Raw genomic sequence first — 23,661 nt, 5'->3', positions numbered from 1 at the left:
CGCGATGAACGCTCAGTTTCAATACACCACGCTGGCGCACCAGACGCAGGCGGTTCAATCCATCGCCGAGGTGTTTTCCGATGTGCGCTTTGTGGCGCCCGGCAACGTGCATGCCAACCCGACCATGGTGCCGGGCGAGGCGGCGGCCACGCTGCGCAGCAACATCACCGCCATCCGGGCGCGCAACCTGGTGCATGCGGGCGAGGTGCAGGTGCCCGTGACCACCACGCCAGCGCTGGCGCTGGACGTGCTGATGGAAACCGGCACGGGCAAGACCTTTACCTTCATCGAAACCATTCACCGGCTGCACAAGGACAAAAAACTCTCCAAGTTCATCGTGCTGGTGCCAAGCAACGCGATTCGCCAGGGCACGCTGAAAAGCCTGCAGTCCACTGCCACGCACTTTGGCAAGCAGTACGACCAAAAAATCAGCGTCTATAACTATTCGGCCAAAACCGTGCAGGGGTTTATTCACGCGGCCAATGCCGGCATTTCGGTGCTGGTGGCCACCTACCAGTCGTTTGCGGGCGACAGCAAGGTCATCAACAAACGCGGCGTGGAGGCGAACCTGTTTGGCCATGCCAAGAGCTTCATGGAAGCGCTGGCGGTGATTCGCCCGGTGCTCATCATTGACGAGCCGCACCGGTTTGAGGGCAAGCAGACGCAGGAGTATTTGGCCAAGTTCAACCCGTTGCTGACCATCCGCTTTGGCGCAACGTTCAAAAAGGACGAATACAAAAACCTGATCTACACGCTGGACAGCCTGGAAGCGTTTCGCCAGCGCCTGGTCAAGGGCATTACCGTGGACACGGTGGGCGCGGGGGCCGACATGACGCAGGTGCTGTGCTTCAACGCCGTCAGCGGCACGGCCAAGGAGCGATGCGCGCATGTGAGCTACCAGACGATGGCCGGCAAGACCGCCACGGTTGCGCTGCAGGCCAAGGACAGTTTGGGCGAAAAAACGGGCATTGGCTTTTTAGACGGGCATGTGATTGAAAGCGTGACCGCCAAAGAGGTTCGGTTTACCAACGACTTTTCGCTGTCGCTGGGCGAGCCCGCGTCTTACGGCATGCTGGCCGAGCAAATGCAGGCGCTGATCATTGAGCGCAGCATTGCCAACCACTTTGAGCGCGAGGAAGCGCTGTTCAAACGCGGCATCAAGGCGCTGAGCCTGTTCTTCATTGACTCGGTGGCCAAGTACCTGCCCGAAGGCAGCAAGCCAGCGGTAATCCGCGTGGCCTTTGAGCGCCATTACCGCGCCCAACTGGCGCAAATGCTGGAAAAGCCCGACCTGGACCCTGGCTACCGCGCCTATCTGGAACGCAGCGCGGCGGACATTGGCCGGGTGCACAAAGGTTACTTTGCCCGCTCGCACAGCGAAAAAGGCGAGGAAGAGGCGATCCAGCTGATCTTGCAGGAAAAGGAAAAGCTGCTGTCGTTTGGCACGGATTTGCGTTTTATCTTCTCGATGTGGGCGCTGCAGGAAGGCTGGGACAACCCCAACATCTTCACCCTGTGCAAGCTGGCGCCCAGCAACTCCAAAATCACCAAGCTGCAGCAAATTGGACGCGGCCTGCGCCTGGCGGTAAACCAGCAGCTGGAGCGGGTGCAATCAGACGACCCGGCGTTTGACGAGGTGAATGAACTGGTGGTGGTGGTGCCCGCCAGCGAGGGCAATTTTGTCGAGGCGATTCAAAGCGAGATTTCCGCGCACAGCGTGCAGCGCGTATCCAGGGTGTTTGACGATGCGGTGCTGGCCGAATTTGGCGTGGCGCCCAGCACCCGCGTGGCCAACCGGGTGCTAGACGCGCTGGCGGCACTGGGCGTGATTGCGCTGGACGATCTGTCTGGCCAGGCCACTTTGCTGCTGGAGCGCACGGCCTACCTGGCGCGGCGCGATGAAATTTTGGCAAAGCTCAAAGCCATCCATGGCATTGAAGACACCAACGCGGTCGCCATGCAGGCGTACCTGGATGCCTATTACGAAGGCTATGGGCAAGTAAAGCGCAAGGAAGACAAAGTCAGACCGACGATTCGCATCAACCCTGGCAACTACCAGAAGTTCAGGGAACTCTGGGAAAACCTGAACCGCGATGCAGTGCTGCACTACGAGCTGGATGCGGACACATTGACCGAGAAGATATTGGCAAGCATTGCCTCTGATTTTCAGGTGCGGCCGCTGACGATCAGCGTGACACGCACGGAAGGTGTGGAAAGCCTGCACCAGGCCAAAAGCGCGCAAAGCAGCTACGACGTTCTGCCACAGTCGGTTTACACACTGTCTGAGTTTGTGCGCGAACTGGCCAACCTGACCAAGCTCAGTTACCACACGGTGGGCAATATTTTGAGCCGCATGCCGGCTGACAAGTTTGCGCAAATTCGGCACAACGAAAACCGCGCACTGACCGCGCTGCGCGACCTGGTGCTGGGTTGCATTTACGAATTGCTGGTCAACAAGGTGACTTACGGGTTGCGCGAAATTCGGGCGAAAACGTCCTTGACCGACAAAGAGGGCAACCTGTACGGCACGATTGCGGTCTCGCTGTGCGGGGTGGAAACGCACGCCATTCACAATTCAGAGATTCAGGCCCGCTCGCTGTATGCGGATGCTGCCATGCCGGTGGACAGCAAAATTGAACGCGACACCGTGGACGAGTCCAACCAGGCGCGGATCACGGTGTTTGCCAAGCTGCCCAAAATCAACATCCCCACTCCGGCGGGCAATTACAACCCCGACTTTGGCTATGCCATCACACAAGATGGCAGCGCACAAGCGCTGTACCTGGTGGTGGAGACCAAGGGTTACGACAACCGCAGCGATATTCCAACGAAGGAAAAGTGGAAGATTGACAGCGCCAAACAGTTCTTCAAGGCGCTGCAGGATTTGCCCGTGCTGAAGGAAAAAGGCGTGCAAATCCATTACCAGACCAAGATCAATGGCGAATCGCTGGCTCAGCTGATTTCAAGTATCAAATAAGTCTGTAGCCATTGCTCTTTAATCGCAATGAGCTATCAAAACAATAGTATTTACATTCCCATGCAACCCACCGAAATCTCCCCCGGCCTCGTGATCCAGGGCTTCACGCCCCCGCTGAATCTGCGGGACTTCAAGCTCATCGCCTTCGACATGGACTCCACCCTCATCAACATCGAGTGCGTGGACGAAATTGCCGATGCCGCCGGCCGCAAGGCCGAAGTAGCGGCCATCACCGAGGCCGCCATGCAGGGCCTGATCACCGACTACAAGGAAAGCCTGCGCCAGCGCGTGGCCCTGCTCAAGGGGGTGACCGTAGGCCACATGGAGCAGGTGTTCTCGGAACGCCTGCGCTTTAACCCCGGCGCCAAGGAACTGATCACCGCCGCCAAGGCTGCAGGCCTGACCACATTGCTGGTGTCGGGCGGCTTTACCTTTTTCGCCGACCGCGTGCGGGCGGGCCTGGGCATCGACTTTGCCCGATCCAACATGCTCGAAGTGGAAAACGGCCTGCTCACGGGCCGCATGGTGGACCAGTCGTGGGGCGACATCTGTGACGGGGCCGAAAAGCGCCGCACCCTGCTGGAGGTGGCCTCGCTCATGGGCATCTCGCCCGCGCAAACGATTGCCGTCGGCGACGGCGCCAATGATCTGCCCATGATGGGCGCCGCGGGCCTGTCGGTGGCCTACCACGCCAAGCCCGCCGTGCGCGCGCAGGCCAGGATTGCCATCAACCAGGGTGGGCTGGACCGCGTTCTGGAAGTGGTACGCCCCTGAAAGGCGCAAAGATGGACGGGGACTGGCACACCCGGCCACATCCCCTGCCAGCAGCGCGTTGCAGCCGCAAGCTACGCGGCCGCATCTGGCAACCCCGGCACCATCCGCACCGCAGCCAGCCGACGCGACTGGGGCATCGCCACCACGCTGTGGGGCTCGGTGAGCAGGTCGGCCAGCGTCACCTTGTCCAGCACGGCGATGAAGGCCTGCATGGCCTGCCCAAGCACCCCCTTGAGGTGACAGTGGCTGTTCAGCCGGCACTGGTTGTGCGCTGGGTCAAAACATTCAACCAGATTGAAATCGGTTTCGGTGGCGCGCACCACGGCACCGATGTTGATGTCGCCCGCGGGCTTCATCAGGCGCATGCCGCCCCCGCGCCCGCGCGTGGTCTCCAGCAGACCCTGGGCGGACAGCTCCTGGACAATCTTGGTCAGGTGGCTGCGTGAAATGCCATGGCTCTCCGCCACCTCGGTGATGGTGACGGGCTGTACACGCCCTTCGCTGGCCGCGCAATACATCAGCACGCGCAGCGTGTAGTCGGTCCATTGGGTCAGACGCATTCGATTGCCGTAGATCAATTAAAAGAGATAGTTCGCATGAATTTTATGCCATAAAATATTCACACCAAATGAACCTTTAAAGGACCACACCATGAACGCCCGTCTGGAAACCACCGCGCCCGCCACAGTTGCCCTGAGTGCCGATCAGCAAATCGGCCAGATTGCGGTGCAGCTGCCCGGCGCCACCGCCGTCTTTCGCCGCCTCAAGCTGGATTTTTGCTGTGGCGGCCAGGTGCCCCTGGCAACGGCCGCTGCCGATAAAGGACTGGACGTGAACGCCGTGCTGTCCGAGCTGGCCGCCCTGCAACGCCCCAGCGCCGTTCCCGAAATGCGTGAACCGGGCGCACTGGTGGACCACATCCTCACGCGCTACCATGACGTACACCGCGTGCAGTTGCCCGAGCTGATTCGCATGGCCCGCCGGGTGGAAGCCGTGCACCGCGACAACGCCGATGTGCCCGCCGGGCTGGCCGATCTGCTGGAAGAAATAGAGCAAGAGCTGCTCTCGCACATGCAAAAGGAAGAAGCCATTCTGTTTCCCATGCTCAAGTCGGGCGGCAACCCGTTCGTGGGCCAGCCCATCGGCATGATGCGGGCCGAGCATGTGGACCATGGCACGGCCCTCGACCAGTTGAACGCACTGACCCATGACGCCACGCCCCCCGCAGGCGCGTGCAACACCTGGCGCGCCCTGTACGCGGGCATTGCGCAATTTGGCGATGACCTGATCAACCACATCCACCTGGAAAACAACGTGCTGTTTCCCCAGTTCGAGGCAGCACCGGCTGCCGCTGGTGGCTGTGGTTCAACCGGCTGTGCATGCAGTTGAGTCCCTCTGCGCCGCGCCAGACGCCCAGCGTGGAGAGCCTCACAGCCCTTGTGCACGGGCGTCATCAGCCGACCACTTAACTCCTGTTTTCATAGCACAAGGCGCTTACTCCTATTGCGCTGCGGGCAAATTTTGCAAACATTCCAAAATGCGCCCCTGACCAGCGCTGCCCAGGCCCGTCCTGCCACCGCAAACCACCATCACCGTGCACCTTCGGCAGGCGCCGGGACTGGTTCGTGGGGCCGCACCAGCCGCACCAGCAGCCGGGAGCCCTTGCCCACGTCTGCGCGGCTTTCCCCGGTTTCCATGTTCACCGCCCAGCCCTGGCGAAAAGCCATGCCGCCAGCGCCCCCTGCGGCGCGGCTTTCCATGACGTTGCCATAGTTGTACGGATTGCCCGAGCCCGCCTGCACATTGGCAGTACCCGACCAATGCCAGTCGGGCGGGGTGGCCGGAAAAAGCACCGGGTTGAGCCCTGGCGGGCGGGCGGTCTTGTCCACCAGCCGCTTGAGCTCGTTGACGCGCGGCAGCCGCCAGCGCACGCCGTCGGCCTTCCAGCGGGCATGGGCCAAGGCTGTGGCCTGCGCATAGTCCAGCCGCTGCGGGGTGCCGGTGCAGGTCTTGCCGTTCCACTGCATCCCCTCCACGCAGCGCGGCCAGACCAGCCGGGCCCGCAGATCGATGACGGTGGCCCCATCCTCCGAGGGCACCAGCGTGGGCGCAGCGGCCGGATCTGCCGCTTGGGCGCAGGCGGCAACCACCAGGCCACCCACCACGACAAACCAGGAGTGGCGGGCGAGAAAATACTGTTTCACGGTGCGTGGTTCCATGGCAAGGGTAATGGTAGCGGGCCGTGTGGCGCCGCTCCCGCAGGAGCAAATCATCAAAAAACGGGCCTTCCAGTATCTTCGACCACCGCGCCACTGGTGACTGGCCGGTGGCGCAAGACGCACGTTGCGATACGCCGCTGCGGCCGGCTTTGGCGGCCCTTTCAGTCGGCAACCCCTTGCCACACCCACCACGCCAGCGCCAGCATCATGCAGCCGGTCAGCGCGTCCAGTGCCCGCCAGGCGCGGGGGTTGGCAAACAGCCCCTGCAACCGCCGCCCGGCCAGTGCCAGGGCAGCGAACCACACCAGACTGGCCGAGGCAGCCCCCATCACAAAGATCCACTTGAGCCCGCCATCCTGGCGCGCACCGATCGATCCCACCAGCACCACGGTGTCCAGATAGACATGGGGGTTGAGCAGCGTGATCACCGCCAGGGTGCCAAGCACGCTGAGCAGGCCACGCGGCGCCATGCCGTGGGCCGTGCCGAGACTGGCGTCGGGCGCAGTCAGCACGCGCCACCAGGCGAACAGGCCATAGGCCAGCAAAAAGGCCGCGCCGCCCACGCTCAGGTAATAAGCCAGCGCAGGCGAGCGCCCCAGTAACTGCGCCATGCCGGCCACGCCCACGCCAATCAGCAGCGCATCGCTGGCCACGCACCAGGCCACGCAGGCGCGCACATGCTGGCCGCTCACGGCCTGGCGCAGCACATACAGGTTCTGGGCACCGATCGACACGATGAGCGACAGGCAGACGGTGAAACCGGCGAGCCACGAAGAAGAAACATTGGCAGTCCACATGCCGCCAATTCTGGGCGGCGGTCTTCATTAAGTAAAATTAATTCACCTGAATCAAAGTTAGCAACTCTTCATGCTCGACTACACCGGACTCCAGGCCCTTGCCGCCGTGGTGCGCGAAGGCAGCTTCGAACGCGCCGCGCGCCGGCTGCACGTCACGCCTTCGGCGGTGTCGCAGCGCATCAAGCAGCTGGAAGAACGCACGGGCCAGGTGCTGGTGTTGCGCGGCACGCCCTGCACCGGCACCGATGCCGGGCGGCGGCTGTGCCTGCATGTGGAGCAGGTGGCGCTGCTCGAAAACGAACTGCGCCGCACCAACCCGACCCTGATGCCCGACGGCCAGGCCGCGCCCCCCACGCTGAAGCTGGCGGTGAATGCCGATTCGCTTTCCACCTGGTTCATGGATGCCATGGCCGCCTTCACGGCCGGCGGCAACGAGCTGCTGGACATCCGCATCGATGACCAGGACCACACGGCCCAGCGACTGAAGGAAGGCGATGTGCTGGCCGCCGTGACGGCCAGCGCGGGCACCATCGCGGGCTGCAACACCTGGCCCCTGGGATCGGTGCGCTACGTGGCGGCGTCCAGCCCGGCGTTTGTGGCGCAGCATTTTGCGGGCGGGGTCAGCGCCGAGGCCATCGCCCGTGCACCCATGATCACCTTCGACCGCAAGGACCGCCTGCAGGAGCAGTGGCTGCAGCAACGGGGCCTGGCCTCGCGTCGCAACCCGCCCAAGCATTTTTTGCCGTCCAACGACGGCTTCGTGCGAGGTTGCGAAGCGGGCATGGGCTGGGGCATGCACCCGATGTCGCTGATCCAGCGCCAGCTCGACGCCGGCACTCTGGTGGAGTTGCTGCCCGGCACCGGCATGGACATGCCGCTGTACTGGGTGCACGCCCGCTCTGCCCAGGCGGGCCTGGAGCGGCTGACCCACTGCGTGATGGCGGCCGCGCGCCATTGGCTGGCGCCCGCCGAGAGGGCATAACCCACCAAACACATCAAAATAGATAGCTGCTAGCGCTTATGGATATTGGGCTAGAGCCTTATTTCATTTAAAACCATGTTATCAAGGCCCTTCAACATAGGTTTGCAGCCGCACCGGCGCAGAACGGGCCTCAGCCGTATTGCGCGCGCTGCTGCAAGCCGGCTGAGGCGCGCAACGGTTCGAGCAGCGGCGACAGGCCGTTGTGGTCGATCTCGTGCATGAGCGCCAGCAAGCGCCCCAGGTCGCTGCGCGGAAAGCCCTCGCGGGCGAACCAATGAAGGTAGTTGCCTGGCAAGTCAGCCAGCAGGCGGCCCTTGTATTTGCCATAGGGCATGGTCACGGTGACCAGGCGCTGCAGTTGGGTGGGGTCCATCATCAACCGCCCGCGCGCTTGACCGGGTGGCCGCGCTTTTTCAGCGCCTCCATCACGCGTTCCACATGGTCGCCCTGCACCTCGATCACGCCGTCCTTGACGGTGCCGCCGCTGCCGCACGCGGCCTTGAGCTCTTTGCCCAGCGCTGCCAGCGCATCGGCATTGAGCGCCACGCCCTTGACCAGCGTGACCGCCTTGCCCCCGCGCCCCTTGGTTTCGCGCGAGACGCGCACGATGCCGTCGCCTGCAGGCACTGGCGCCGCCTTGCACACGCACTGCGCCTGCGGCTGGCGACAGTCGGGGCACATGCGGCCATGGTCGGTGGAATAGACCAGGCCGCCCAGGCCTGCCAGATCACGCAAGGATTTCATGGTGCGGGCCTCAAGGCTGCCGGGTGGCGGGTGTGGACGCTGGCGTTGTAGCAGGTGCAGGCCCCTGGGCGCGCAGCATGTGGAAATTGAGGATGCGCGTGGCCATCACCGTTTCCACAAAAAACAGCACTAGGGCCAGCAGAAACGAGAGCACGCCGCTCAAAAAACTACCCAGCGCCAAGGTGTGGCCCCGAAAGTCCGTGGTTTCGCCCAGAAACAGCAAGATGATGGTCACGCCGATCAGAAAACCGCACAGGGTGAGCAGGCCGATACAGCCATTGGCCATGCGCCCGCGGGTGCGCAGGTAACTGAGCTCCAGCAGCGCGCGCGCCAAAAATTCGGCGTCATCGCTGTGGCGGGCACTGTTTTCGAGCACGCGGGCGCGGTCGATGATGCGCGCCAGGCGCCCGGCCACCGCACCAATCATGCCCGCCACGGCGGTCAGTAGAAACACCGGGGCCACGGACAGCTGGATGCTGTGGGTGATGGTGGACGAATCAAATGCGAGGTTCATGGCATCAAAAAGACTGTGCAGCGCGGGGCGCGGACGGGCTGCGATTATCGCCACCCGCGCGGGTGGCGCACAATGCACGCCCGCAGGCTGCGTGGCGCCTGGCACTGCGCCCGCGGCGCTGCCGGCACCACCACAGCCCCGGCGGCAGGCGTTTTCATGGATGGCACGGCGTTGGCGTGTGCGCACCGGCTGCCGCGCAGTTATCTCTTTGCTGGCCCTGACCTGCTGCGCTGTGGCGCCGGGTTGCTGGCCTGAATTTTTTGTCTCACACCATGCCATTTGCTGCCCTCGGTCTCTCTCCCGCCCTCGTTCAGGCTGCCACCGCGATGGGCTTTGCCGCGCCCACGCCCATCCAGGAGGCAGCCATTCCGGCCATCCTGCGCGGCGCCGATGTCGTGGGCTCGGCCCAGACGGGATCGGGCAAAACAGCGGCATTCGCCTTGCCACTGCTGCAACGGCTGCAAACCGGTGCGCCCCACACACCACGGCGGGTGCGCGCGCTGGTTCTGGTGCCCACGCGCGAGCTGGCTGCCCAGGTCGGCGAGGTGGTGCGCAGCCTGGCCCAGCACCTGCCCCAGCCGCTGAAAGTGGCCGTGGTCTTTGGCGGCGTTTCCATCAACCCCCAGATGATGGGCCTGCGCGGTGGCGCCGATGTGGTGGTCGCCACGCCGGGCCGCCTGCTCGATCTGGTGGAGCACAACGCATTGCAGCTGGGCAACGTGGACCTGCTGGTGCTGGACGAAGCCGACCGCCTGCTGGACCTGGGCTTTGCCGAGGAACTGCAGCGCACCCTGGCGCTGCTGCCACAGCAGCGCCAGAACCTGTTCTTTTCGGCCACGTTCCCCGCAGCCGTGCAGACGCTGGCCAACGGGCTGCTGAACAACCCCGTGCGCGTGGCCGTGGCCGACACGCCTGCCAGCGCGCCGTCCATCGCACAGCGTGCCATTGCGGTGGACGCCAGCCGCCGCACGCAGTTGCTGCGCCACCTGGTGCAGGAGAACGCATGGAGCCGCGTGCTGGTGTTCGTGGCCACGCAATATGCCGCCGAGCATGTCGCCGAGAAGCTCTACAAGGCCGGCATCTTTGCAACCCCCTTCCACGGCGGCCTGAGCCAGGGCGCGCGCAAGCAGGTGCTGCAGGAGTTCAAGGACGAACGCTGGCAGGTGGTGGTGACCACCGACCTGGCGGCGCGCGGCATCGACATCGCCCAGCTGCCTGCGGTGGTGAACTACGACCTGCCCCGCTCAGCGGTGGACTACGTGCACCGCATCGGCCGCACGGGCCGCGCGGGCGAAAGCGGGGTGGCGGTGAGCTTTGTGACGGCCGATGCCGAAGCGCATTTCCGCCTGATCGAGAAACGCCAGCACCTTGTCCTGCCGCGCGAACAGGTCCCCGGCTTTGAGCCCACCGAAGTACCGACCGAGGCCACGGCAGCCAGCACCGGCGGCATCAAGGGCAAGCGGCCCAGCAAGAAAGACAAATTACGCGCTGCAGCGCAGGCGGCAACAGGGCAGGAATAAGGCCGGGCGATCAGTCGCCGTCGCCGCCGCCCTCGCCGTCGTTGCCGTCGCTGATGGCGCCGCCCCCGCCCTCTTCGACAGCCTGGCCGGAACGTGCCTGGCGATGCCCACCCTTGGCCAGAATTTCGACATAAAACTGCGCACCACCTTCGCGGGCCACGCCATCAATCAGGCCGATCAGGGCAGCCAGGTGGGCAACTTCGGCGGTTTCGGCGCTGCGGCCAAACTTGCAATCGAAGTCCCAGAAATCCGCGCCGGCGGGCACGGGACGGCCGCGTTCGCGCTTGATGTACTTGCGGATTTCATGCTTGACGGCATCCAGAACGCGGTCGCTGTTCTTGCCTTCGATGTGGAGCTGGAAAGTTTTTTTCATGGGCGATCGTACCGCCTGCGGCATCGCCACCACCCAGGCCAGGGGCAAAGCGGGTGTCGTGCGGCTGGGTATCAGCACCTGCAGGTCACCCGCGACACCGGGCCACCGCTCGGCCAAGAAACACACCAACGGGTCGTCAACGCGCCCGCTCACGGCGTGGTTTCAAAACGACTTACCGCCCATTCAGCGGGTAGGCCGGATCGGTGTATCCCGGCGTGGACGGATGGCCCGGTGCCACCAGCGAATCCACCAACGCCTCGTCTTCTTCAGTCATGGCGCAGTCGAGCGCTGGCGCATAGTCCTGCCACTGCGCCAGCGTTCGCGGCCCGGCAATCACCGAACTCACCGACCGGTGGGCCAGCACCCAGGCCGTGGCAAATTGGGCCAGCGTCACCCCTCGCTGCTGCGCATGCCGCTGCAATGTCTGGGCGATCTGCAACGATTCTTCGCGCCACTCGGTCTGGGTGATGCGCTTGTCGCCCCGGGCGGCCCGCGAGCCTTCGACGGGCGGCTGGCCCGGCAGGTATTTGCCCGTGAGCACGCCGCGCGCCACTGGGCTGTAGGGTGTGACCCCCAGGCCATGGTGGGCGCAGGCCGGCAATATCTCAACCTCAGGCATGCGGTTGAGCAGGTTGTAGTAAGGCTGGCACACCACGGGACCAGGCATGCCCATCTGCCGGGCCAGGTGCACCAGCTCGGTAATACGCCAGCCCCGGAAATTGGAAACACCCCAGTAGCGGATCTTGCCCGCGCGCAACATGGCATCGAGCGCCTGCAGGGGCTCCTCCAGGTTCATGCCGTTGTAGTCGCGGTGCAGATACAGAATGTCCACATGATCGGTCTGCAGCCGCCCCAGGCTGGCTTCGACCTCGCGCAGCATCCAGCTGCGCGAGTAGTGCGCCTCGTTCACGCGGTCCGACATCTTGTTGCCCAGCTTGGTGGCCAGCACCCAATCATGGCGCTGGCCGCGCAGCAGCTCGCCCACCATGGATTCGGAAGCGCCCTTGGTGTACACATCGGCCGTGTCGATGTAGTTCACCCCCTGTGCGTGGGCATCGGCCACGATGGCGGCAGCTTCGTCACGCGGGGTCTGGTCGCCAAACATCATGGTGCCCAGGCACAGACGGGAGACCTGGAGATTGCTTTTGCCAAGGTTGCGGTATTGCATGGTTTGAAAACGGAATCAGTAATGCGGCGGCAATTCGTCGCGCAGGTTGCGCGGGCCGTTCGAGCCGCCTTCGGGCGCCTGCTGGCGCAGCTGGATGACCTCGTGCGTGAGCCGGTCGATCAGCTCTTGCTGGCGGTAGATGGTGAGGTTGAGCTGGTCCAGCAGGTCTTCCATGAAACTGGCCTTGATCTCCAGGCCCTCCAGCCGCTGCAGGATGTCGTGCGCGTCATTGGTGTTGGGGTCTTGCATGGCGTTGTCAGAGAGCCTGCGCCAGGCGCGCCACGCCCTCGCGGATCTTGTCGACGTCGGCCGTGGCAAACGACAGGCGCAGCGTGGCGTGGTCGGGGTTCTGGGCAAAAAACGGCGTGCCGGGCACAAAGGCCACGCCTTTTTCGATAGCAGCCCTGGCCAGCACGTTGGCATCGGCCAGCTTGCCGCCCGCGCCCGTCAGGCGCAGCCACACGAACAGGCCGCCTTTGGGTTGCACAAACTCCACGGCGTCACCCAGTTCCTTGTGCAAGGCGTCGCACAGCGCCTGGGCGCGCTCGGCATAGACCTTGCGCACATTCGCCAGCGTGGCGGGCATGCGGCCGGCCTTGAGGTATTGCGCGGCCGTGGCCTGGGCAAACGTGCTGGTGTGCGCGTCGCTGAACTGCTTGCACATCACCGCCTTGGCCAGCAGCTCGGGCGGGGCGATCAGCCAGCCAATGCGCAGGCCGGGGCTGAGCACCTTGCTCAAAGAGCCGCAGTGCGCCAGCCAATCGCGGCTGCCGGGCACCTGGCTGGACAGCGCCAGCAGACTGGGCGGTGGCGCCTCGCCAAAATACAGGTCGCCATAGGGATCGTCTTCCACCACCAGGGTCTGGTACTTCACGGCCAGCTCCAGCACCTTTTTGCGGCGCGCCAGGCTCAGCGTGGCACCACTGGGGTTGCCAAAGGTGGGGATCAGGTACACCAGCTTGGGGCGGTGCTCGGCAATGAGCTGCTCCAGCGCGTCCACCTGCACGCCATCTCCATCGATGGGCGCGCTAATGACCTCGGCGCCATACAGGCGAAAGCACTGGATGGTGGCCAGAAAAGTGGGGCCCTCCACAATCACCTTGTCGCCGGGGCCGATCATGGTCTTGCCCAGCAGGTCCAGCGCCTGCTGGCTGCCGGTGGTGACGATGAGCTGGTCGGGCGCCACATCCCGGGCGCCCTTGCTCGCCATGAAGGCGGCCAGTTGCTCGCGCAGTGGCTGGTAGCCCTCGGTGGCGCCGTATTGCAGGGCGGCGCCCGGCTCCTCGGCCAGAGCGGCATTGCTGGCGGCGCGGATGCCGTCCACGTCGAACATGGCGCTGTCAGGGAACCCGCCCGCAAAGCTGATGATGCCGGGCTTGCCCAGCAGCTTGAAGAGTTCGCGGATGGCGGAGGTTTCTACGTTGTTCAGACGATCGGCAAATTGCATGAGCGGTGCTTTCAGTGGACGGGGAATACCGCATTGTCGCCAATTGGCATGCTGCACGGCAGCGTACAGCGTGGAGGCGGCAACCCCCTACACTGCCCGCAATGAAAACCGCGCACATCGAACCTTTTTTCGCCACCCTGAAGGCCGCCAACCCGCTGCCCAACACCGAACTCGAATACACCACCGTGTTCGAGCTGCTGGCGGCCGTGCTGCTGTCGGCCCAGGCCACCGATGTGGGCGTGAACAAGGCCACGCGCAAGCTGTTTCTGGTTGCGGGCACACCGCAGGCCATTCTGGATCTGGGGCTCGATGGGCTGGAGGGCTACATCAAGACCATCGGCCTTTACAAGAGCAAGGCGCGCCACCTGCTGCAAACCTGCCGCATCCTGGTGGAGCAGCACGGCGGCCAGGTGCCGCGCACGCGCGAGGCGCTCGAAGCCCTGCCCGGCGTGGGCCGCAAAACAGCCAACGTGGTGCTGAACGTGGCGTTCGGCCAGCCCACCATGGCGGTGGACACGCACATCTTTCGCGTCAGCAACCGCACGGGTCTCGCCCCCGGCAAGAACCCGCTGGCGGTGGAGAAGCAGCTGATGAAGCGCGTGCCCCCCGCCTACGCCGTCGATTCGCACCACTGGCTGATCCTGCTGGGCCGCTATGTGTGCCAGGCGCGTAAGCCGCGCTGCTGGGAATGCCTGGTGGCGCCGTATTGCGACTTTCAGCCCAAGACGAGCGCGCCCTAGCCCTGCGGACGCTGCAGCCGAAAGCGGATCCATCGCGCGGCTTCCACAGCAGATGCTTTTGGCATCTTTAATGCTATTATTAATATAGCTATCAGCGCTTTACCCATAAGCGCGAATGGCTTTTTTCTTTCAAATGTTTGAACGTCCGCCGGAAAGCCGATGCTCAGGCCTGAGCAAGGCCGCAAACTCCACGGCAGCCCGGCTGCGGGATGCACCACGCCGCCACAGAATGCCGGCGTGGCGCACCATCTGCGGCGAATGCAACTGGATGGCCTGCATGTCCGGCGCCTGGCGCGCGGCGCGTTCGGGCACGATGCACGCCAGCTCGCCCCAGCGACACACGTCAATCAGGCCCTCCACCGACTCCATCTCTACCCGCACCCAGGGCTGCACACCCGCGCCGCGCAGGCTGTCGTCAATCAGCTGGCGCGTGGCGAAAGCGCGCGGCAGCATGGCCAGCGGCACCTGGGCCAGGGCCTTGACGGCCAGCGTGCGGCGGCGCGCCAGCGGGTGGGCGCGGTTCACCACCAGCTGCATCCGCTCCTCGAACAAGGGCTCGGTCTCGATCTCGTCGCGCTGCGTGGGGTGAAAGGCGATGCCCACATCGAGCAGGCCTTCCACCAGCTGCTCCTCGATGGGCCCGGCGCGCAGGTCGCGCACCACGATGTTCACCTTGGGATAGGCCATGCTGAAGGCCGCCACCGTGGCCGGCACCAGGGTGTGCAAAAAGGTGGGGATGACGCCCACCGTGAGCACGCCCGACTGCAACCCCGTCATGTCGGCCAGCGCCATGCGCCCGGCCTCGATCTCCTGCAGCGCGCGAGCGGCATGCACACGAAAGGCCGCCCCGGCCTGCGACAGCCGCAAGCCCCGGCCCAGCCGGTCAAAAAGCTGGATATCCAGCTCCTGCTCCAGCTGGCGCAGGCCGTGCGACAGCGTGGACTGCGTGACAAACAGGTTTTGCGCCGACTGCGTCAGGTGCTCGGTCTGGGCGATGTCGAGAAAGTAGCGCAACTGCCGGATTTCCATCGCTGACACTCCGATTTATTCGTTCGATTCAATCGAATGATAAGTTGCAAATAAATCATTGGAACGTCATACGGATTAAATCTAACCTTGCTTTTTTTCTGCCCCGCGGTTGGGCCAACACCACTAAAAAAAGGTACACAGCGATGCACAGCCGCTTCACCATCGACCGCCTGCAGGCGCGGATTCTGGACATCCCGACGATCCGCCCGCACAAGCTCTCGTTTGGCTCCATCAGCCGCCAAAGCCCGGTCATCGTGCAGGTGTGGCTGAAGAACGGCGCCACGGGCTTCGGCGAGGCCGCCACCATTGGCGGCCCGTCGTGGAACGAAGAGTCGCCCGAAAGCATCCTGCACGCTATTCAAAACTACCTGGCGCCCGCCCTCACCGGCCAGGATGCCGGTGGTTTTGAAGCCGCCCTGGCGCGCATGGACAAGGCCTGCAAGGGCAATGCGTTTGCCAAGAGCGCGGTGGAGATGGCGCTGATCGACGCCGTGGCCCGCACGCAGGGCCTGCCCGCCTGGCAACTGCTGGGCGGCAAGGTGCACCAGAGCCTGCCCTTGGCCTGGACGCTGGCCAGCGGCGATGTGGAGCGCGACCTGCAGGAAGCGCACCTGCGCCTCACGCAAAAACGCCACCGCATCTTCAAGATGAAGATCGGCGCCCGCGCGCCTGAGGCCGACGTGGCCCATGTGGCGCAGATCGCGCGCGGCCTGCAGGGCAAGGCCACGCTCACGGTGGACGTGAACCAGGCCTGGGACGGCAACACCGCGCGCCGCTACCTGCCACAACTGGTCGAGGCCGGCGTGACGCTGATCGAGCAGCCCGTGGCGCAATGGAATGTGCAGGCGCTCAAAGACCTCACGGCCACGCTCGATGGCGCGCTCATCATGGCCGACGAAACCGTGTGCACGCCGCAAGACGCCATGATGCTGGCACGCGAAAAAGCCAGCCATGTGTTCTCGCTCAAGGTGGCCAAGCATGGCGGACTGATCCGCACCCGCAAGGTGGCCGCCGTGGCCGAGGCAGCCGACATCGGCTGGTACGGCGGCACCATGCTCGAAACATCTTTGGGCAGCGCCGCATCGGCCCATGTGTTTTCCACCCTGGGCGGCCAGCACCATGGCTGCGAGCTGTTTGGCCCGCAACTGCTGGTGGACGACATCGTCGAGCAGCAAATGCCCATCGTCGATTTCGAACTGCAACTGCCCGACGGCCCGGGCTTTGGCGTCGACATTTCGCTGGCTCAGCTGGAGCGCTTCGATCGCGCCCGCCAGGGCCTCACCGCCGTGCATGTGGACATGGCCGCACACACCACCACCCCCGTTTAAGGAGAAAACCGATGCTGTTTCTGGTTCGTATGGATGTGAACATCCCGCGCGACTTGCCCGTGGAGCAAGCCAACGAGATCAAGGCCCGCGAAAAGGCCTATTCGCAAGACCTGCAGCGCGACGGCCGCTGGAAGAGCATCTGGCGCGTGGTGGGCGAATACGCCAACTACAGCATCTTTGATGTGGCGTCCAACGACGAACTGCACCAGCTGCTGCAAGGCCTGCCGCTGTTCCCGTTCATGAAGATTTCCGTCACCCCTCTGGCGCAGCACCCTTCGGCCATCTGAAACCCCTCCATCTAAAACACCCGAGACAAACACGATGCACACCAAACGCCACCTCCTGGCCCTGCTGGCCCTGGCCGGCCTGGGACTGACTGCCCACGCCCAACCCGCGGCATCTGACTGGCCCAACAAGCCGATCCGCTGGGTGGTTCCCTTCCCGCCGGGTGGCGCGATGGACGCCATTGCCCGCACGCTGGGCGAAAAGGCCGCCAAGTCACTGGGCCAGCCCTTCGTCATCGAGAACAAGCCGGGCGCGGGCGGCAACATTGGTGCCGACTACGTGGCCAAACAGCCGGGTGATGGCTACACGATGATGATCACCTCGATCGGCATGGCCACCAACAAACCGCTGTACGGCAAGCTCAGCTACGACCCCATCAAGGACTTCGCGCCGGTGAGCCTGCTGGCCGTGGTGCCCAATGTGCTGGTCACCAACGCCACCCAGCCCGATGTGAAGACCGCCCGGGACGTGATCGCCGCCGCCCGCAGCGCACCCGGCAAGCTCACCTATGCGTCGGCCGGCAATGGCACTTCCATCCACCTGGCGGGCGAAGTGTTTACCTCGCTGGCCAAAGTGGAGATGCTGCACATCCCCTACAAGGGCAGCGGCCCGGCCGTGTCCGACCTGCTCGGCGGCCAGGTCAACTACATGTTTGACAGCATCACGTCGGCGCGCCCACATATCCAGTCGGGCAAGCTGCGCGCCCTGGGCGTGACCACGGCCAAGCGCTCCAGCACCCTGCCCGACGTGCCCACGCTGGCCGAGGCCGGCGTGCCCGGCTACGAAGTGTCGCCCTGGTTTGCCGTGTTCATGCCGGCGTCCACGCCCAAGGCCATCATCGGCAAGCTCAACAAGGCCCTGCTGGACGCCATGAAAGACCCCGACGTGGTCAAGCGCTTTGAATCCATCGGCGCCGAGCCCGTGGGCTCGACCCCCGACGAGCTGGCCAAACACCTGGCCCGCGAGTCCACGCGCTGGACCCAGCTGATCACCGAGCGCGGCATCAAGCTCGACTGAAAACCCCCTTCATTCATTCCACCCATCCCACAGAGGAGACATCCATGTCCGAACTCACCCAAGCCCAGTTGCTGGAACTGGTCAACACCAAGAAGATCGCCCCCGGCAACGCACGCGTGCGCCAGCTCACCGAGCGCATCGTCACCGACCTGTTCAAGACCATCGACGAACTGGATGTGAGCCCCGACGAATTCTGGGCCGCCGCCAGCTGGCTCACGCGCCTGGGCGCCGCGGGCCAGACGGGCCTGATCACCGCAGGCCTGGGTTTTGACCGCCTGCTCGACATCCGCGCCGACGAGGCCGACGCCAAGGCCGGCCGCGCAAGCGGCACGCCACGCGCCATCGAGGGCCCGCTGTTCGTGGCGGGTGCCCCCACGTCCCAGGTCGAAGTGCGCCTGGACGAGGGCGAGCCCAAGGGCGAGGTGTTCGTGATGGAAGGCCAGGTGCTGGACCTGAACGGCCAGCCCGTGCCCCACGCATCGGTGGACGTGTGGCACGCCAATGAGCTGGGCGGCTATTCGCACTTCTTCCCCGGCATGAAGCCGTACGAGCTGCGCCGCCGCATCGAGACCGATGCCAAGGGCCAGTACCGCTTTCGCTCGTTCCTGCCACCTGGCTACGCGATTCCCCCGAACAGCCCCACGTCCGAGCTGTTCGAGGCCCTGGGCCGCCACGGCAACCGCCCCGCGCACATCCACTTTCTGGTGGCGGCACCCGGCATGCGCACGCTGACCACACAGGTCAACATCCCCGGCGACACTTACATCGACGACGACTTTGCCTTCGCCACGCGCGATGGCCTGATCGTGGCCCTGGAGAAAAACGTGGCGCCTGCAGGCTACGAATCGCTGGGCATCAGCGCGCCCTTCACGCGCACGAAGTTCAACTTCGTGATGCAGAACGCCGCCAGTGCCGACGAAGCCCTGCCACTGACGCGCATGGAGCGTGTATCCACCCCCGCCTGAACAGCCCTGCGCTCACAGCCCGAAAGCCGCCACCGCAAGGGGGCGGCTTTTTTTGACCGTGCGTTCTCGAGATTGGCAGCCAACCAAGCACTCCCGCCGCACGCAGGCAGCCACCCCCCAAATTTGTTCGCCCAAAAAGGGCTGTCTGGCTATACTGAATCGAACATTTTTTACACCGCCGCCCCATCGCCCCTGCCGGAAGATGCAACTCGATCCGCGCTCCCTCATTGCCATGGCGGGCTTCATGTCCGCCATGATGGCGGTGGTGTTGTTGTTCATGCGGCGCAATTACCCGCCCAGTATCCGTGGGCTGGACTACTGGGCTGCTGCTCCGGTGCTGTGGTTGGTCTCCGCAGTGCTCTTCAGCGGCCGGGGTGAACTCTCCCAATTTCTCACCGTCGTTCTGGCCAACCAGGCGTTGCTGCTGGGCGCAACGGTTTACTACATCGGCAGCCGCCGATTCCTGGGGCATGCCGGGGGATGGGCGCTGTGGGGCACCGTTGCGGTTGCATCCACACTGATGCACATCTGGCTGACCTACGTTGCGCCCAGTTATGCAGTGCGCATCGCCATCTTCGCGCTGCTGATGGCGGTGCTGTATGGCGTGCATCTGCGCTTTTTGTTGCGGCATGGTGGCAAGGGTTTTCCCATCAGGCTGGTGCAGGTCGTGCTGGCGCTGCACATCCTCGTGCTGCTGACGCGCTTCACCTCGGTCCTCATGGGCCAGGCCGGCACCGACATCATGGAGCCTTCACCTTTCCAGACGGCATACATGGGCACCTACGTGATCACGGTGCTGATGCTCTCGATTGGCGCCATCTTGCTGACAACCGACCGGGTGCGCACCGAGCTGGAACACCTGGCCACACACGACTCGCTCACGCAGACACTGAACCGCCGCGCCGTGATGCAGCTGTGCCAGGAAGAGATGGACCGCGCCCGCCGCTATGGCCGCGGGCCGTCGATCATGATGCTCGACCTGGACAACTTCAAGGCGGTGAACGACACCCACGGCCACCAGCATGGCGATGCGGTGCTGGTCCATTTCGCGGCGTGCACCAAATCTGCATTGCGCAGTGAAGACCGCCTGGGCCGCTACGGTGGCGAAGAGTTTCTGGTTCTGCTTCCCGACACCGGTGCGCCGGCAGCCCACCATGTGGCGCAGCGCATTCACGCCCTGCTGCAGGTGGGTCACCCGCTCGACTGCCAGCTCAGCATCGGAGTGACCACCTGGCAAGGCCCGACGGACACGCTCGATGCCATGCTGTCACGCGCCGACGCCTCGCTCTACCAGGCCAAGAAGCGCGGACGCAACCAGACCTGCGTGGGGTGACTGGCCGCCTTCCAGGCGCCTCGCCCACACCGCCGTGCATGCGCCGGCATCGCGGTATGCCTGCACTTGATTGCTAGATTTTTAATAGCTTCATGCGCTTGCTACACAAGCGCCAGAGGCCTAAATGGCTTGATATTTATAAAAACGAGCTCATGCCCGTGCCGCGCTGTTCTCGCGCAGCCACGCCGCAAAGCTTTCTTCCGACATGTCGCCAGCGGCAACGGCGAGCATGGTGAGCACACACGACGCATCGTCGGCACTCAGCACCTGCCCATTAAGGCGTAGAAAAAGTTCGGCAGCCACAAAACCGGTGCGCTTGTTGCCATCGATGAACGGATGGTTGCGCGAGATACCGTAGCCATAGGACGCCGCCAGCGCAGCCGCGTCAGGCGGCGGCTCGCCGTAGGCCTGAAGGTGCAGGGGCTTGCCCAAGGCCGAGTCGAGCAACCCGGCATCGCGCACGCCTGCGCCCCCACCGTGCTCGGCCAGTTGCATCTCGTGAATGGCGACGACGACGGCGCGGTCCAGCCAGACCCATTCGCGCGTCATTTGGCCAGCTCGCGCAAGACGGCGCGGCGCTCTTTCATGATCTCGCGTGCCACGCGCATCTGTGCTTCGAATTCCGGGTTATGGAGGGTGATGCGCAGGCCGTCGGGCGCTTCTGTCAGATACAACTCGTCACCCTTTTCGAGTTGCAGGCGTGCGAGCAACTCTTTGGGAAAGATGGCACCGACAGAGTTGCCGACCTGGGTGAGTTTGAGCATGTGCATGAAAGACCTCCAAGTAATTACATGCGTAATACTAAAACTTTCTCAACACCTCGGCAACAGGGTCATTTCCGATGGAGCCACCTTCCCCAACACACTCTTCACGCCACCTGCGTCGCCACCCCCGCCGCCTCAAAGCTCGCCATCTCGCGCAGCACGGCGCAGGCCGATTGCAGCAGCGGCCAGGCCAGCGCCGCGCCCGAGCCTTCACCCAGGCGCAGGCCCAGGTCGAGCAGCGGCTGGGCCTGCTGACCCGGCAGCAGTTGCGCCAGCAGGTGCGCATGGCCGGGCTCGGCGGAACCGTGGGCGAAAACGCAGCGCTGCAGCACATGGGGTTGCAGGCGCGCGGCCACCAGCACGGCAGCGCTGGTGATGAAGCCATCGACCACGATCACCCGGCGCTCTGACGCGGCTTGCAGCACGGCGCCCACCAGCGTGGCCACCTCGAAACCGCCCAGCGCAGCCAGGGCGTCGAGGGGTTCGACCGCGGCCCCATTGGCCTGCAAGGCCTGCGCCAGCACGGCGCGCTTGCGGGCAACGCCGGCCGCGTCCAGGCCGGTGCCGACGCCGGTGCAATCCTGAAGGGCAACGCCGCACAGGCGCGACAGCAACAGCGACGCCACCGAGGTGTTGCCAATGCCCATTTCACCCAGCAGCAATGCATTGCCGGGCAGGTTGCGCACCACCTCCATGCCGTTGGCCAGCGCCTGGGCGCATTGCGCTGCCGTCATGGCGGGGCCGGTGGATGCGTCTTGCGTGCCCGCCGCCACCTTGCGCACCAGCAGTTGCGGCTGGCCGGGCGCGGCAGAGCGCGGGGCCAAGTCGCGCGCCACGCCGCAGTCCACCACCGTGAGGGCCAGGCCGTGCTGGCGCGCCAGCACATTCACGGCGGCGCCGCCGGCCAGAAAGTTCTCGACCATCTGCCAGGTGACGTCGCTCGGGTAGGCCGACACGCCGCGCGCGGCCAGGCCATGGTCTGCCGCGCAAACCAGCATTTGCGGGTGTTCGAGCTGCGGTGCCTCACTGCCCAGGATCTGGCCGATGCGCAAGGCCAGCAGCTCCAGCCGGCCCAGCGCACCCAGGGGCTTGGTCTTGTGGTCAATGCGGTGCTGCAGGCGCGCCGTCAGCGCGGCGTCGTGCAGGTCGGAAATGGCAGGAATCGTGCAGGTGAAGGTCATGAAAAAAATGCTCAGGGATGGATCAGGGATTGCAAAACGCCCGGCGCAAAGTGCGCCTGCAGCGCATCGGCCAGGCCGTCGAACACGGCATCGAGCGTGCGCACGGGTGCGTCGCCAGGCGTGCCAAACAGCGCCTGCAGGGCCGCCGCGTCTTCGAACAGGCCGTGCAGATACAGGCCCAGCACATTGCCGGCGCGGTTTTGCCAGGCCAGGCCGGGAATGACCGCGCGCGCCACGTCGCCCTGGGCCGCCATGGCCGGGTGTTGCGCCGTCTGGCCGTGGTGAATTTCGTAGCCCGCCACCGGCACGCCCGCAAGCTGCGCCCACGGCCCGGCCGACAGCTGGCCAAAGCGCGCCTCGGTGTGGCGCACCGTTTTGGCGGGCTCGAACAGCGTGACCAGCGGCAACAGGCCCAGGCCGGGGCCGTTGCCGTCGATGCCTTCGGGGTCGATCAGCGCCTCGCCCAGCATCTGCAGGCCGCCGCAAATGCCCAGCACCGCGCCGCCGCGCGCGGCGTGCGCGGCAATGGCGCTGTCGAGCCCCTGCGCGCGCAGCCAGGCCAGGTCGGCCGCCGTGGCCTTGGAGCCGGGCAAAACGATCCAGTCAGCGCCCGCGACATCGGCCGGGCTGCGCGCCCAGCGCAGGCGCACGCCCTGCATGTTCTTGAGCGGCTGGAACTCGTCAAGGTTGCTGATGCGCGGGTAGGCGATGACGGCAATGGTGGTATGCACCGCGCCAGCGGCCTGCGTGCGGTCATCAAACACACCATCCTCTTCCGGCAGACCATGGCGCCATTGCATGGGGATGGTGGCCACGGTGGGCACGCCGGTCAGCTGTTGCAGCATTTGCGGCGCGGGCGCCAGCAAACTGGCATCGCCGCGAAACTTGTTGAGCACAAAGCCGTGGATGAGTGCACGCTCATCCTCGGGCAGCAGCGCCCAGGTGCCATACAGGTGCGCAAACGCGCCGCCCCGGTCGATGTCGGTCACCAGCAGGCAGCGCGCCTGCGCATGGCGGGCCACGCGCATGTTGACGATGTCGCTGGCGTGCAGGTTGATCTCGGCGGGCGAGCCCGCGCCCTCGATCACCACCACGTCGTTGTCGGCGCGCAAGGCATCGAGCGCGGCGGCAATCTGCGGCCAGACCTTTTCGCTGCGGCCGCGCCAGGGCATGGCCGTGAGCTCGGCGCTCACCTGCCCCATCAGCACCACCTGGCTGTGCGTGTCGGCCTCGGGCTTGAGCAAGAGCGGGTTCATGCGCACCTCGGGCCGGGCGCGCGCGGCCAGGGCCTGAAAATATTGGGCGCTGCCGATTTCGCCCCAGGCGCCGTCGATGCCCTCGACCACGCGCGCGTTGTTGCTCATGTTCTGCGCCTTGAACGGCGCCACCTGGAGGCCCTGGCGGGCGTAGTAACGGCACAGCGCCGTGGTCAGCCAGCTTTTGCCGGCGCCGCTGGTGGTGCCCAGCACCATCACGCAGCGGGCCAGGGGGCGGCCCGAAACAG

26 protein-coding genes are annotated in these 23,661 nt (G+C 64.8%); 11 read left to right on the top strand and 15 right to left on the bottom strand.

From position 1 onward, the window contains the following. The first annotated feature begins 4 nt into the window (after positions 1 to 4). Both J8G26_RS09495 and serB read left to right on the top strand, forming a co-directional pair. On the top strand, positions 5 to 2,977 hold the full coding sequence (locus tag J8G26_RS09495; RefSeq protein ID WP_210568755.1) for a DEAD/DEAH box helicase family protein: 2,973 nt from the start codon (positions 5 to 7) through the stop codon (positions 2,975 to 2,977). A 60-nt stretch (positions 2,978 to 3,037) separates the two neighbouring features. Further along, positions 3,038 to 3,751, top strand: a complete 714-nt coding sequence (gene serB / locus J8G26_RS09490; protein ID WP_210568754.1) for a phosphoserine phosphatase SerB — start codon at positions 3,038 to 3,040, stop codon at positions 3,749 to 3,751. A gap of 71 nt (positions 3,752 to 3,822) precedes the next feature. Here serB and J8G26_RS09485 read toward each other — a convergent pair whose 3' ends face one another. Then, entirely contained in the window at positions 3,823 to 4,311 is a 489-nt protein-coding gene (locus J8G26_RS09485) for an Rrf2 family transcriptional regulator (protein ID WP_087746428.1), read from the bottom strand. Between the two features lie 91 nt (positions 4,312 to 4,402). Between J8G26_RS09485 and ytfE the strand changes: the two genes are divergently transcribed. Then, positions 4,403 to 5,140 carry an iron-sulfur cluster repair protein YtfE gene (gene ytfE, locus J8G26_RS09480; protein ID WP_087746430.1) on the top strand — a complete coding sequence of 246 codons (738 nt, stop codon included), beginning with the start codon at positions 4,403 to 4,405 and terminating at the stop codon, positions 5,138 to 5,140. 200 nt (positions 5,141 to 5,340) lie between these two features. Here the strand turns inward: ytfE and J8G26_RS09475 are convergent, their stop codons facing one another. Together J8G26_RS09475 and J8G26_RS09470 are read right to left on the bottom strand one after the other, a co-directional pair. Beyond that, complete coding sequence (locus J8G26_RS09475) at positions 5,341 to 5,970, bottom strand: DUF1566 domain-containing protein (protein ID WP_210568753.1); 630 nt, start codon at positions 5,968 to 5,970, stop codon at positions 5,341 to 5,343. 161 nt (positions 5,971 to 6,131) lie between these two features. Beyond that, on the bottom strand, positions 6,132 to 6,767 hold the full coding sequence (locus J8G26_RS09470) for a LysE family transporter (protein WP_210568752.1): 636 nt from the start codon (positions 6,765 to 6,767) through the stop codon (positions 6,132 to 6,134). Between the two features lie 70 nt (positions 6,768 to 6,837). On the opposite strand from J8G26_RS09470, the gene J8G26_RS09465 reads away from it, so the two are divergent. Beyond that, complete coding sequence (locus J8G26_RS09465; protein ID WP_210568751.1) at positions 6,838 to 7,749, top strand: HTH-type transcriptional regulator ArgP; 912 nt, start codon at positions 6,838 to 6,840, stop codon at positions 7,747 to 7,749. A 130-nt stretch (positions 7,750 to 7,879) separates the two neighbouring features. Here J8G26_RS09465 and J8G26_RS09460 read toward each other — a convergent pair whose 3' ends face one another. From J8G26_RS09460 to J8G26_RS09450, 3 genes are read right to left on the bottom strand one after another with little or no spacing between them, the layout of a single operon-like run. Further along, positions 7,880 to 8,122, bottom strand: a complete 243-nt coding sequence (locus J8G26_RS09460) for a DUF3820 family protein (RefSeq protein WP_210568750.1) — start codon at positions 8,120 to 8,122, stop codon at positions 7,880 to 7,882. A gap of 2 nt (positions 8,123 to 8,124) precedes the next feature. Next, complete coding sequence (locus J8G26_RS09455) at positions 8,125 to 8,493, bottom strand: translation initiation factor Sui1 (RefSeq protein ID WP_210568749.1); 369 nt, start codon at positions 8,491 to 8,493, stop codon at positions 8,125 to 8,127. A 10-nt stretch (positions 8,494 to 8,503) separates the two neighbouring features. Next, on the bottom strand, positions 8,504 to 9,007 hold the full coding sequence (locus J8G26_RS09450) for a DUF2721 domain-containing protein (protein WP_210568748.1): 504 nt from the start codon (positions 9,005 to 9,007) through the stop codon (positions 8,504 to 8,506). Between the two features lie 272 nt (positions 9,008 to 9,279). On the opposite strand from J8G26_RS09450, the gene J8G26_RS09445 reads away from it, so the two are divergent. Next, positions 9,280 to 10,527 carry a DEAD/DEAH box helicase gene (locus tag J8G26_RS09445; RefSeq protein ID WP_210568747.1) on the top strand — a complete coding sequence of 416 codons (1,248 nt, stop codon included), beginning with the start codon at positions 9,280 to 9,282 and terminating at the stop codon, positions 10,525 to 10,527. Between the two features lie 10 nt (positions 10,528 to 10,537). On the opposite strand, the gene J8G26_RS09440 is transcribed toward J8G26_RS09445, so the two are convergent. From J8G26_RS09440 to J8G26_RS09425, 4 genes are all read right to left on the bottom strand, one after another. Beyond that, entirely contained in the window at positions 10,538 to 10,900 is a 363-nt protein-coding gene (locus J8G26_RS09440) for a DUF6172 family protein (protein WP_210568746.1), read from the bottom strand. A gap of 172 nt (positions 10,901 to 11,072) precedes the next feature. Then, complete coding sequence (locus tag J8G26_RS09435) at positions 11,073 to 12,068, bottom strand: aldo/keto reductase (protein ID WP_210568745.1); 996 nt, start codon at positions 12,066 to 12,068, stop codon at positions 11,073 to 11,075. A 15-nt stretch (positions 12,069 to 12,083) separates the two neighbouring features. Continuing rightward, on the bottom strand, positions 12,084 to 12,317 hold the full coding sequence (locus J8G26_RS09430) for a SlyX family protein (protein ID WP_087746446.1): 234 nt from the start codon (positions 12,315 to 12,317) through the stop codon (positions 12,084 to 12,086). A gap of 7 nt (positions 12,318 to 12,324) precedes the next feature. Further along, positions 12,325 to 13,515, bottom strand: a complete 1,191-nt coding sequence (locus tag J8G26_RS09425; RefSeq protein ID WP_210568744.1) for a PLP-dependent aminotransferase family protein — start codon at positions 13,513 to 13,515, stop codon at positions 12,325 to 12,327. Between the two features lie 101 nt (positions 13,516 to 13,616). Here J8G26_RS09425 and nth point away from each other — a divergent pair, with 101 nt between their 5' ends. Continuing rightward, positions 13,617 to 14,255, top strand: a complete 639-nt coding sequence (nth, locus tag J8G26_RS09420) for an endonuclease III (protein WP_210568743.1) — start codon at positions 13,617 to 13,619, stop codon at positions 14,253 to 14,255. Between the two features lie 129 nt (positions 14,256 to 14,384). On the opposite strand, the gene cynR is transcribed toward nth, so the two are convergent. Then, positions 14,385 to 15,284, bottom strand: a complete 900-nt coding sequence (gene cynR, locus J8G26_RS09415) for a transcriptional regulator CynR (RefSeq protein ID WP_210568742.1) — start codon at positions 15,282 to 15,284, stop codon at positions 14,385 to 14,387. A 143-nt stretch (positions 15,285 to 15,427) separates the two neighbouring features. Between cynR and J8G26_RS09410 the strand changes: the two genes are divergently transcribed. The 5 genes from J8G26_RS09410 to J8G26_RS09390 all read left to right on the top strand — a co-directional run bounded on the left by J8G26_RS09410 (position 15,428) and on the right by J8G26_RS09390 (position 20,212). Next, positions 15,428 to 16,612, top strand: coding sequence for a muconate cycloisomerase family protein (locus J8G26_RS09410; RefSeq protein WP_087746454.1), 1,185 nt, complete (start codon positions 15,428 to 15,430; stop codon positions 16,610 to 16,612). Between the two features lie 11 nt (positions 16,613 to 16,623). Then, positions 16,624 to 16,899: a muconolactone Delta-isomerase gene (gene catC, locus J8G26_RS09405; protein WP_005799879.1), complete on the top strand. Its 276-nt coding sequence runs from the start codon at positions 16,624 to 16,626 to the stop codon at positions 16,897 to 16,899. Between the two features lie 34 nt (positions 16,900 to 16,933). Beyond that, positions 16,934 to 17,914, top strand: a complete 981-nt coding sequence (locus tag J8G26_RS09400) for a tripartite tricarboxylate transporter substrate binding protein (protein ID WP_087746456.1) — start codon at positions 16,934 to 16,936, stop codon at positions 17,912 to 17,914. 44 nt (positions 17,915 to 17,958) lie between these two features. After that, on the top strand, positions 17,959 to 18,879 hold the full coding sequence (locus tag J8G26_RS09395; RefSeq protein ID WP_210568741.1) for a dioxygenase: 921 nt from the start codon (positions 17,959 to 17,961) through the stop codon (positions 18,877 to 18,879). Positions 18,880 to 19,081: 202 nt separating this feature from the next. Then, positions 19,082 to 20,212, top strand: a complete 1,131-nt coding sequence (locus J8G26_RS09390) for a GGDEF domain-containing protein (RefSeq protein ID WP_210568740.1) — start codon at positions 19,082 to 19,084, stop codon at positions 20,210 to 20,212. Positions 20,213 to 20,362: 150 nt separating this feature from the next. Here the strand turns inward: J8G26_RS09390 and J8G26_RS09385 are convergent, their stop codons facing one another. The 4 genes from J8G26_RS09385 to J8G26_RS09370 all read right to left on the bottom strand — a co-directional run bounded on the left by J8G26_RS09385 (position 20,363) and on the right by J8G26_RS09370 (position 23,629). After that, positions 20,363 to 20,761, bottom strand: a complete 399-nt coding sequence (locus J8G26_RS09385; protein WP_087746462.1) for a type II toxin-antitoxin system death-on-curing family toxin — start codon at positions 20,759 to 20,761, stop codon at positions 20,363 to 20,365. Beyond that, complete coding sequence (locus J8G26_RS09380) at positions 20,758 to 20,982, bottom strand: AbrB/MazE/SpoVT family DNA-binding domain-containing protein (RefSeq protein ID WP_210568739.1); 225 nt, start codon at positions 20,980 to 20,982, stop codon at positions 20,758 to 20,760. Before J8G26_RS09380 ends, J8G26_RS09385 begins: the two co-directional genes overlap by 4 nt. A 98-nt stretch (positions 20,983 to 21,080) precedes the next feature. Then, the gene (cobT, locus tag J8G26_RS09375; RefSeq protein ID WP_087746466.1) at positions 21,081 to 22,157 is read right to left on the bottom strand and encodes a nicotinate-nucleotide--dimethylbenzimidazole phosphoribosyltransferase; all 1,077 of its coding nucleotides are present in this window, start codon (positions 22,155 to 22,157) and stop codon (positions 21,081 to 21,083) included. Positions 22,158 to 22,168: 11 nt separating this feature from the next. Further along, a complete protein-coding gene (locus tag J8G26_RS09370; RefSeq protein WP_210568782.1) occupies positions 22,169 to 23,629 on the bottom strand; it encodes a cobyric acid synthase in 1,461 nt (486 codons plus the stop codon). Positions 23,630 to 23,661: the final 32 nt, after the last annotated feature.

It is taken from the genome of Acidovorax sp. JG5, from assembly GCF_017939685.1.
GTDB lineage: Bacteria > Pseudomonadota > Gammaproteobacteria > Burkholderiales > Burkholderiaceae_C > Acidovorax.
Note: the sequence above shows the minus strand (reverse complement) of the source record. Positions and strands in the feature narration are given on the sequence as shown.

Coding starts and splice junctions, on each gene's coding strand:
- J8G26_RS09410 (WP_087746454.1), top strand. CDS start 15,428: ATGCACAGCCGCTTCACCATCGACCGCCTGCAGGCGCGGATTCTGGAC.
- J8G26_RS09385 (WP_087746462.1), bottom strand. CDS start 20,761: ATGACGCGCGAATGGGTCTGGCTGGACCGCGCCGTCGTCGTCGCCATT.
- cobT (WP_087746466.1), bottom strand. CDS start 22,157: ATGACCTTCACCTGCACGATTCCTGCCATTTCCGACCTGCACGACGCC.
- nth (WP_210568743.1), top strand. CDS start 13,617: ATGAAAACCGCGCACATCGAACCTTTTTTCGCCACCCTGAAGGCCGCC.
- ytfE (WP_087746430.1), top strand. CDS start 4,403: ATGAACGCCCGTCTGGAAACCACCGCGCCCGCCACAGTTGCCCTGAGT.
- J8G26_RS09380 (WP_210568739.1), bottom strand. CDS start 20,982: ATGCACATGCTCAAACTCACCCAGGTCGGCAACTCTGTCGGTGCCATC.
- J8G26_RS09470 (WP_210568752.1), bottom strand. CDS start 6,767: ATGTGGACTGCCAATGTTTCTTCTTCGTGGCTCGCCGGTTTCACCGTC.
- J8G26_RS09440 (WP_210568746.1), bottom strand. CDS start 10,900: ATGAAAAAAACTTTCCAGCTCCACATCGAAGGCAAGAACAGCGACCGC.
- J8G26_RS09455 (WP_210568749.1), bottom strand. CDS start 8,493: ATGAAATCCTTGCGTGATCTGGCAGGCCTGGGCGGCCTGGTCTATTCC.
- J8G26_RS09450 (WP_210568748.1), bottom strand. CDS start 9,007: ATGAACCTCGCATTTGATTCGTCCACCATCACCCACAGCATCCAGCTG.
- J8G26_RS09435 (WP_210568745.1), bottom strand. CDS start 12,068: ATGCAATACCGCAACCTTGGCAAAAGCAATCTCCAGGTCTCCCGTCTG.
- J8G26_RS09370 (WP_210568782.1), bottom strand. CDS start 23,629: ATGGTGCTGGGCACCACCAGCGGCGCCGGCAAAAGCTGGCTGACCACG.
- J8G26_RS09425 (WP_210568744.1), bottom strand. CDS start 13,515: ATGCAATTTGCCGATCGTCTGAACAACGTAGAAACCTCCGCCATCCGC.
- catC (WP_005799879.1), top strand. CDS start 16,624: ATGCTGTTTCTGGTTCGTATGGATGTGAACATCCCGCGCGACTTGCCC.
- J8G26_RS09395 (WP_210568741.1), top strand. CDS start 17,959: ATGTCCGAACTCACCCAAGCCCAGTTGCTGGAACTGGTCAACACCAAG.
- J8G26_RS09460 (WP_210568750.1), bottom strand. CDS start 8,122: ATGGACCCCACCCAACTGCAGCGCCTGGTCACCGTGACCATGCCCTAT.
- J8G26_RS09495 (WP_210568755.1), top strand. CDS start 5: ATGAACGCTCAGTTTCAATACACCACGCTGGCGCACCAGACGCAGGCG.
- J8G26_RS09465 (WP_210568751.1), top strand. CDS start 6,838: ATGCTCGACTACACCGGACTCCAGGCCCTTGCCGCCGTGGTGCGCGAA.
- J8G26_RS09430 (WP_087746446.1), bottom strand. CDS start 12,317: ATGCAAGACCCCAACACCAATGACGCGCACGACATCCTGCAGCGGCTG.
- J8G26_RS09485 (WP_087746428.1), bottom strand. CDS start 4,311: ATGCGTCTGACCCAATGGACCGACTACACGCTGCGCGTGCTGATGTAT.
- cynR (WP_210568742.1), bottom strand. CDS start 15,284: ATGGAAATCCGGCAGTTGCGCTACTTTCTCGACATCGCCCAGACCGAG.
- J8G26_RS09400 (WP_087746456.1), top strand. CDS start 16,934: ATGCACACCAAACGCCACCTCCTGGCCCTGCTGGCCCTGGCCGGCCTG.
- serB (WP_210568754.1), top strand. CDS start 3,038: ATGCAACCCACCGAAATCTCCCCCGGCCTCGTGATCCAGGGCTTCACG.
- J8G26_RS09390 (WP_210568740.1), top strand. CDS start 19,082: ATGCAACTCGATCCGCGCTCCCTCATTGCCATGGCGGGCTTCATGTCC.
- J8G26_RS09475 (WP_210568753.1), bottom strand. CDS start 5,970: ATGGAACCACGCACCGTGAAACAGTATTTTCTCGCCCGCCACTCCTGG.
- J8G26_RS09445 (WP_210568747.1), top strand. CDS start 9,280: ATGCCATTTGCTGCCCTCGGTCTCTCTCCCGCCCTCGTTCAGGCTGCC.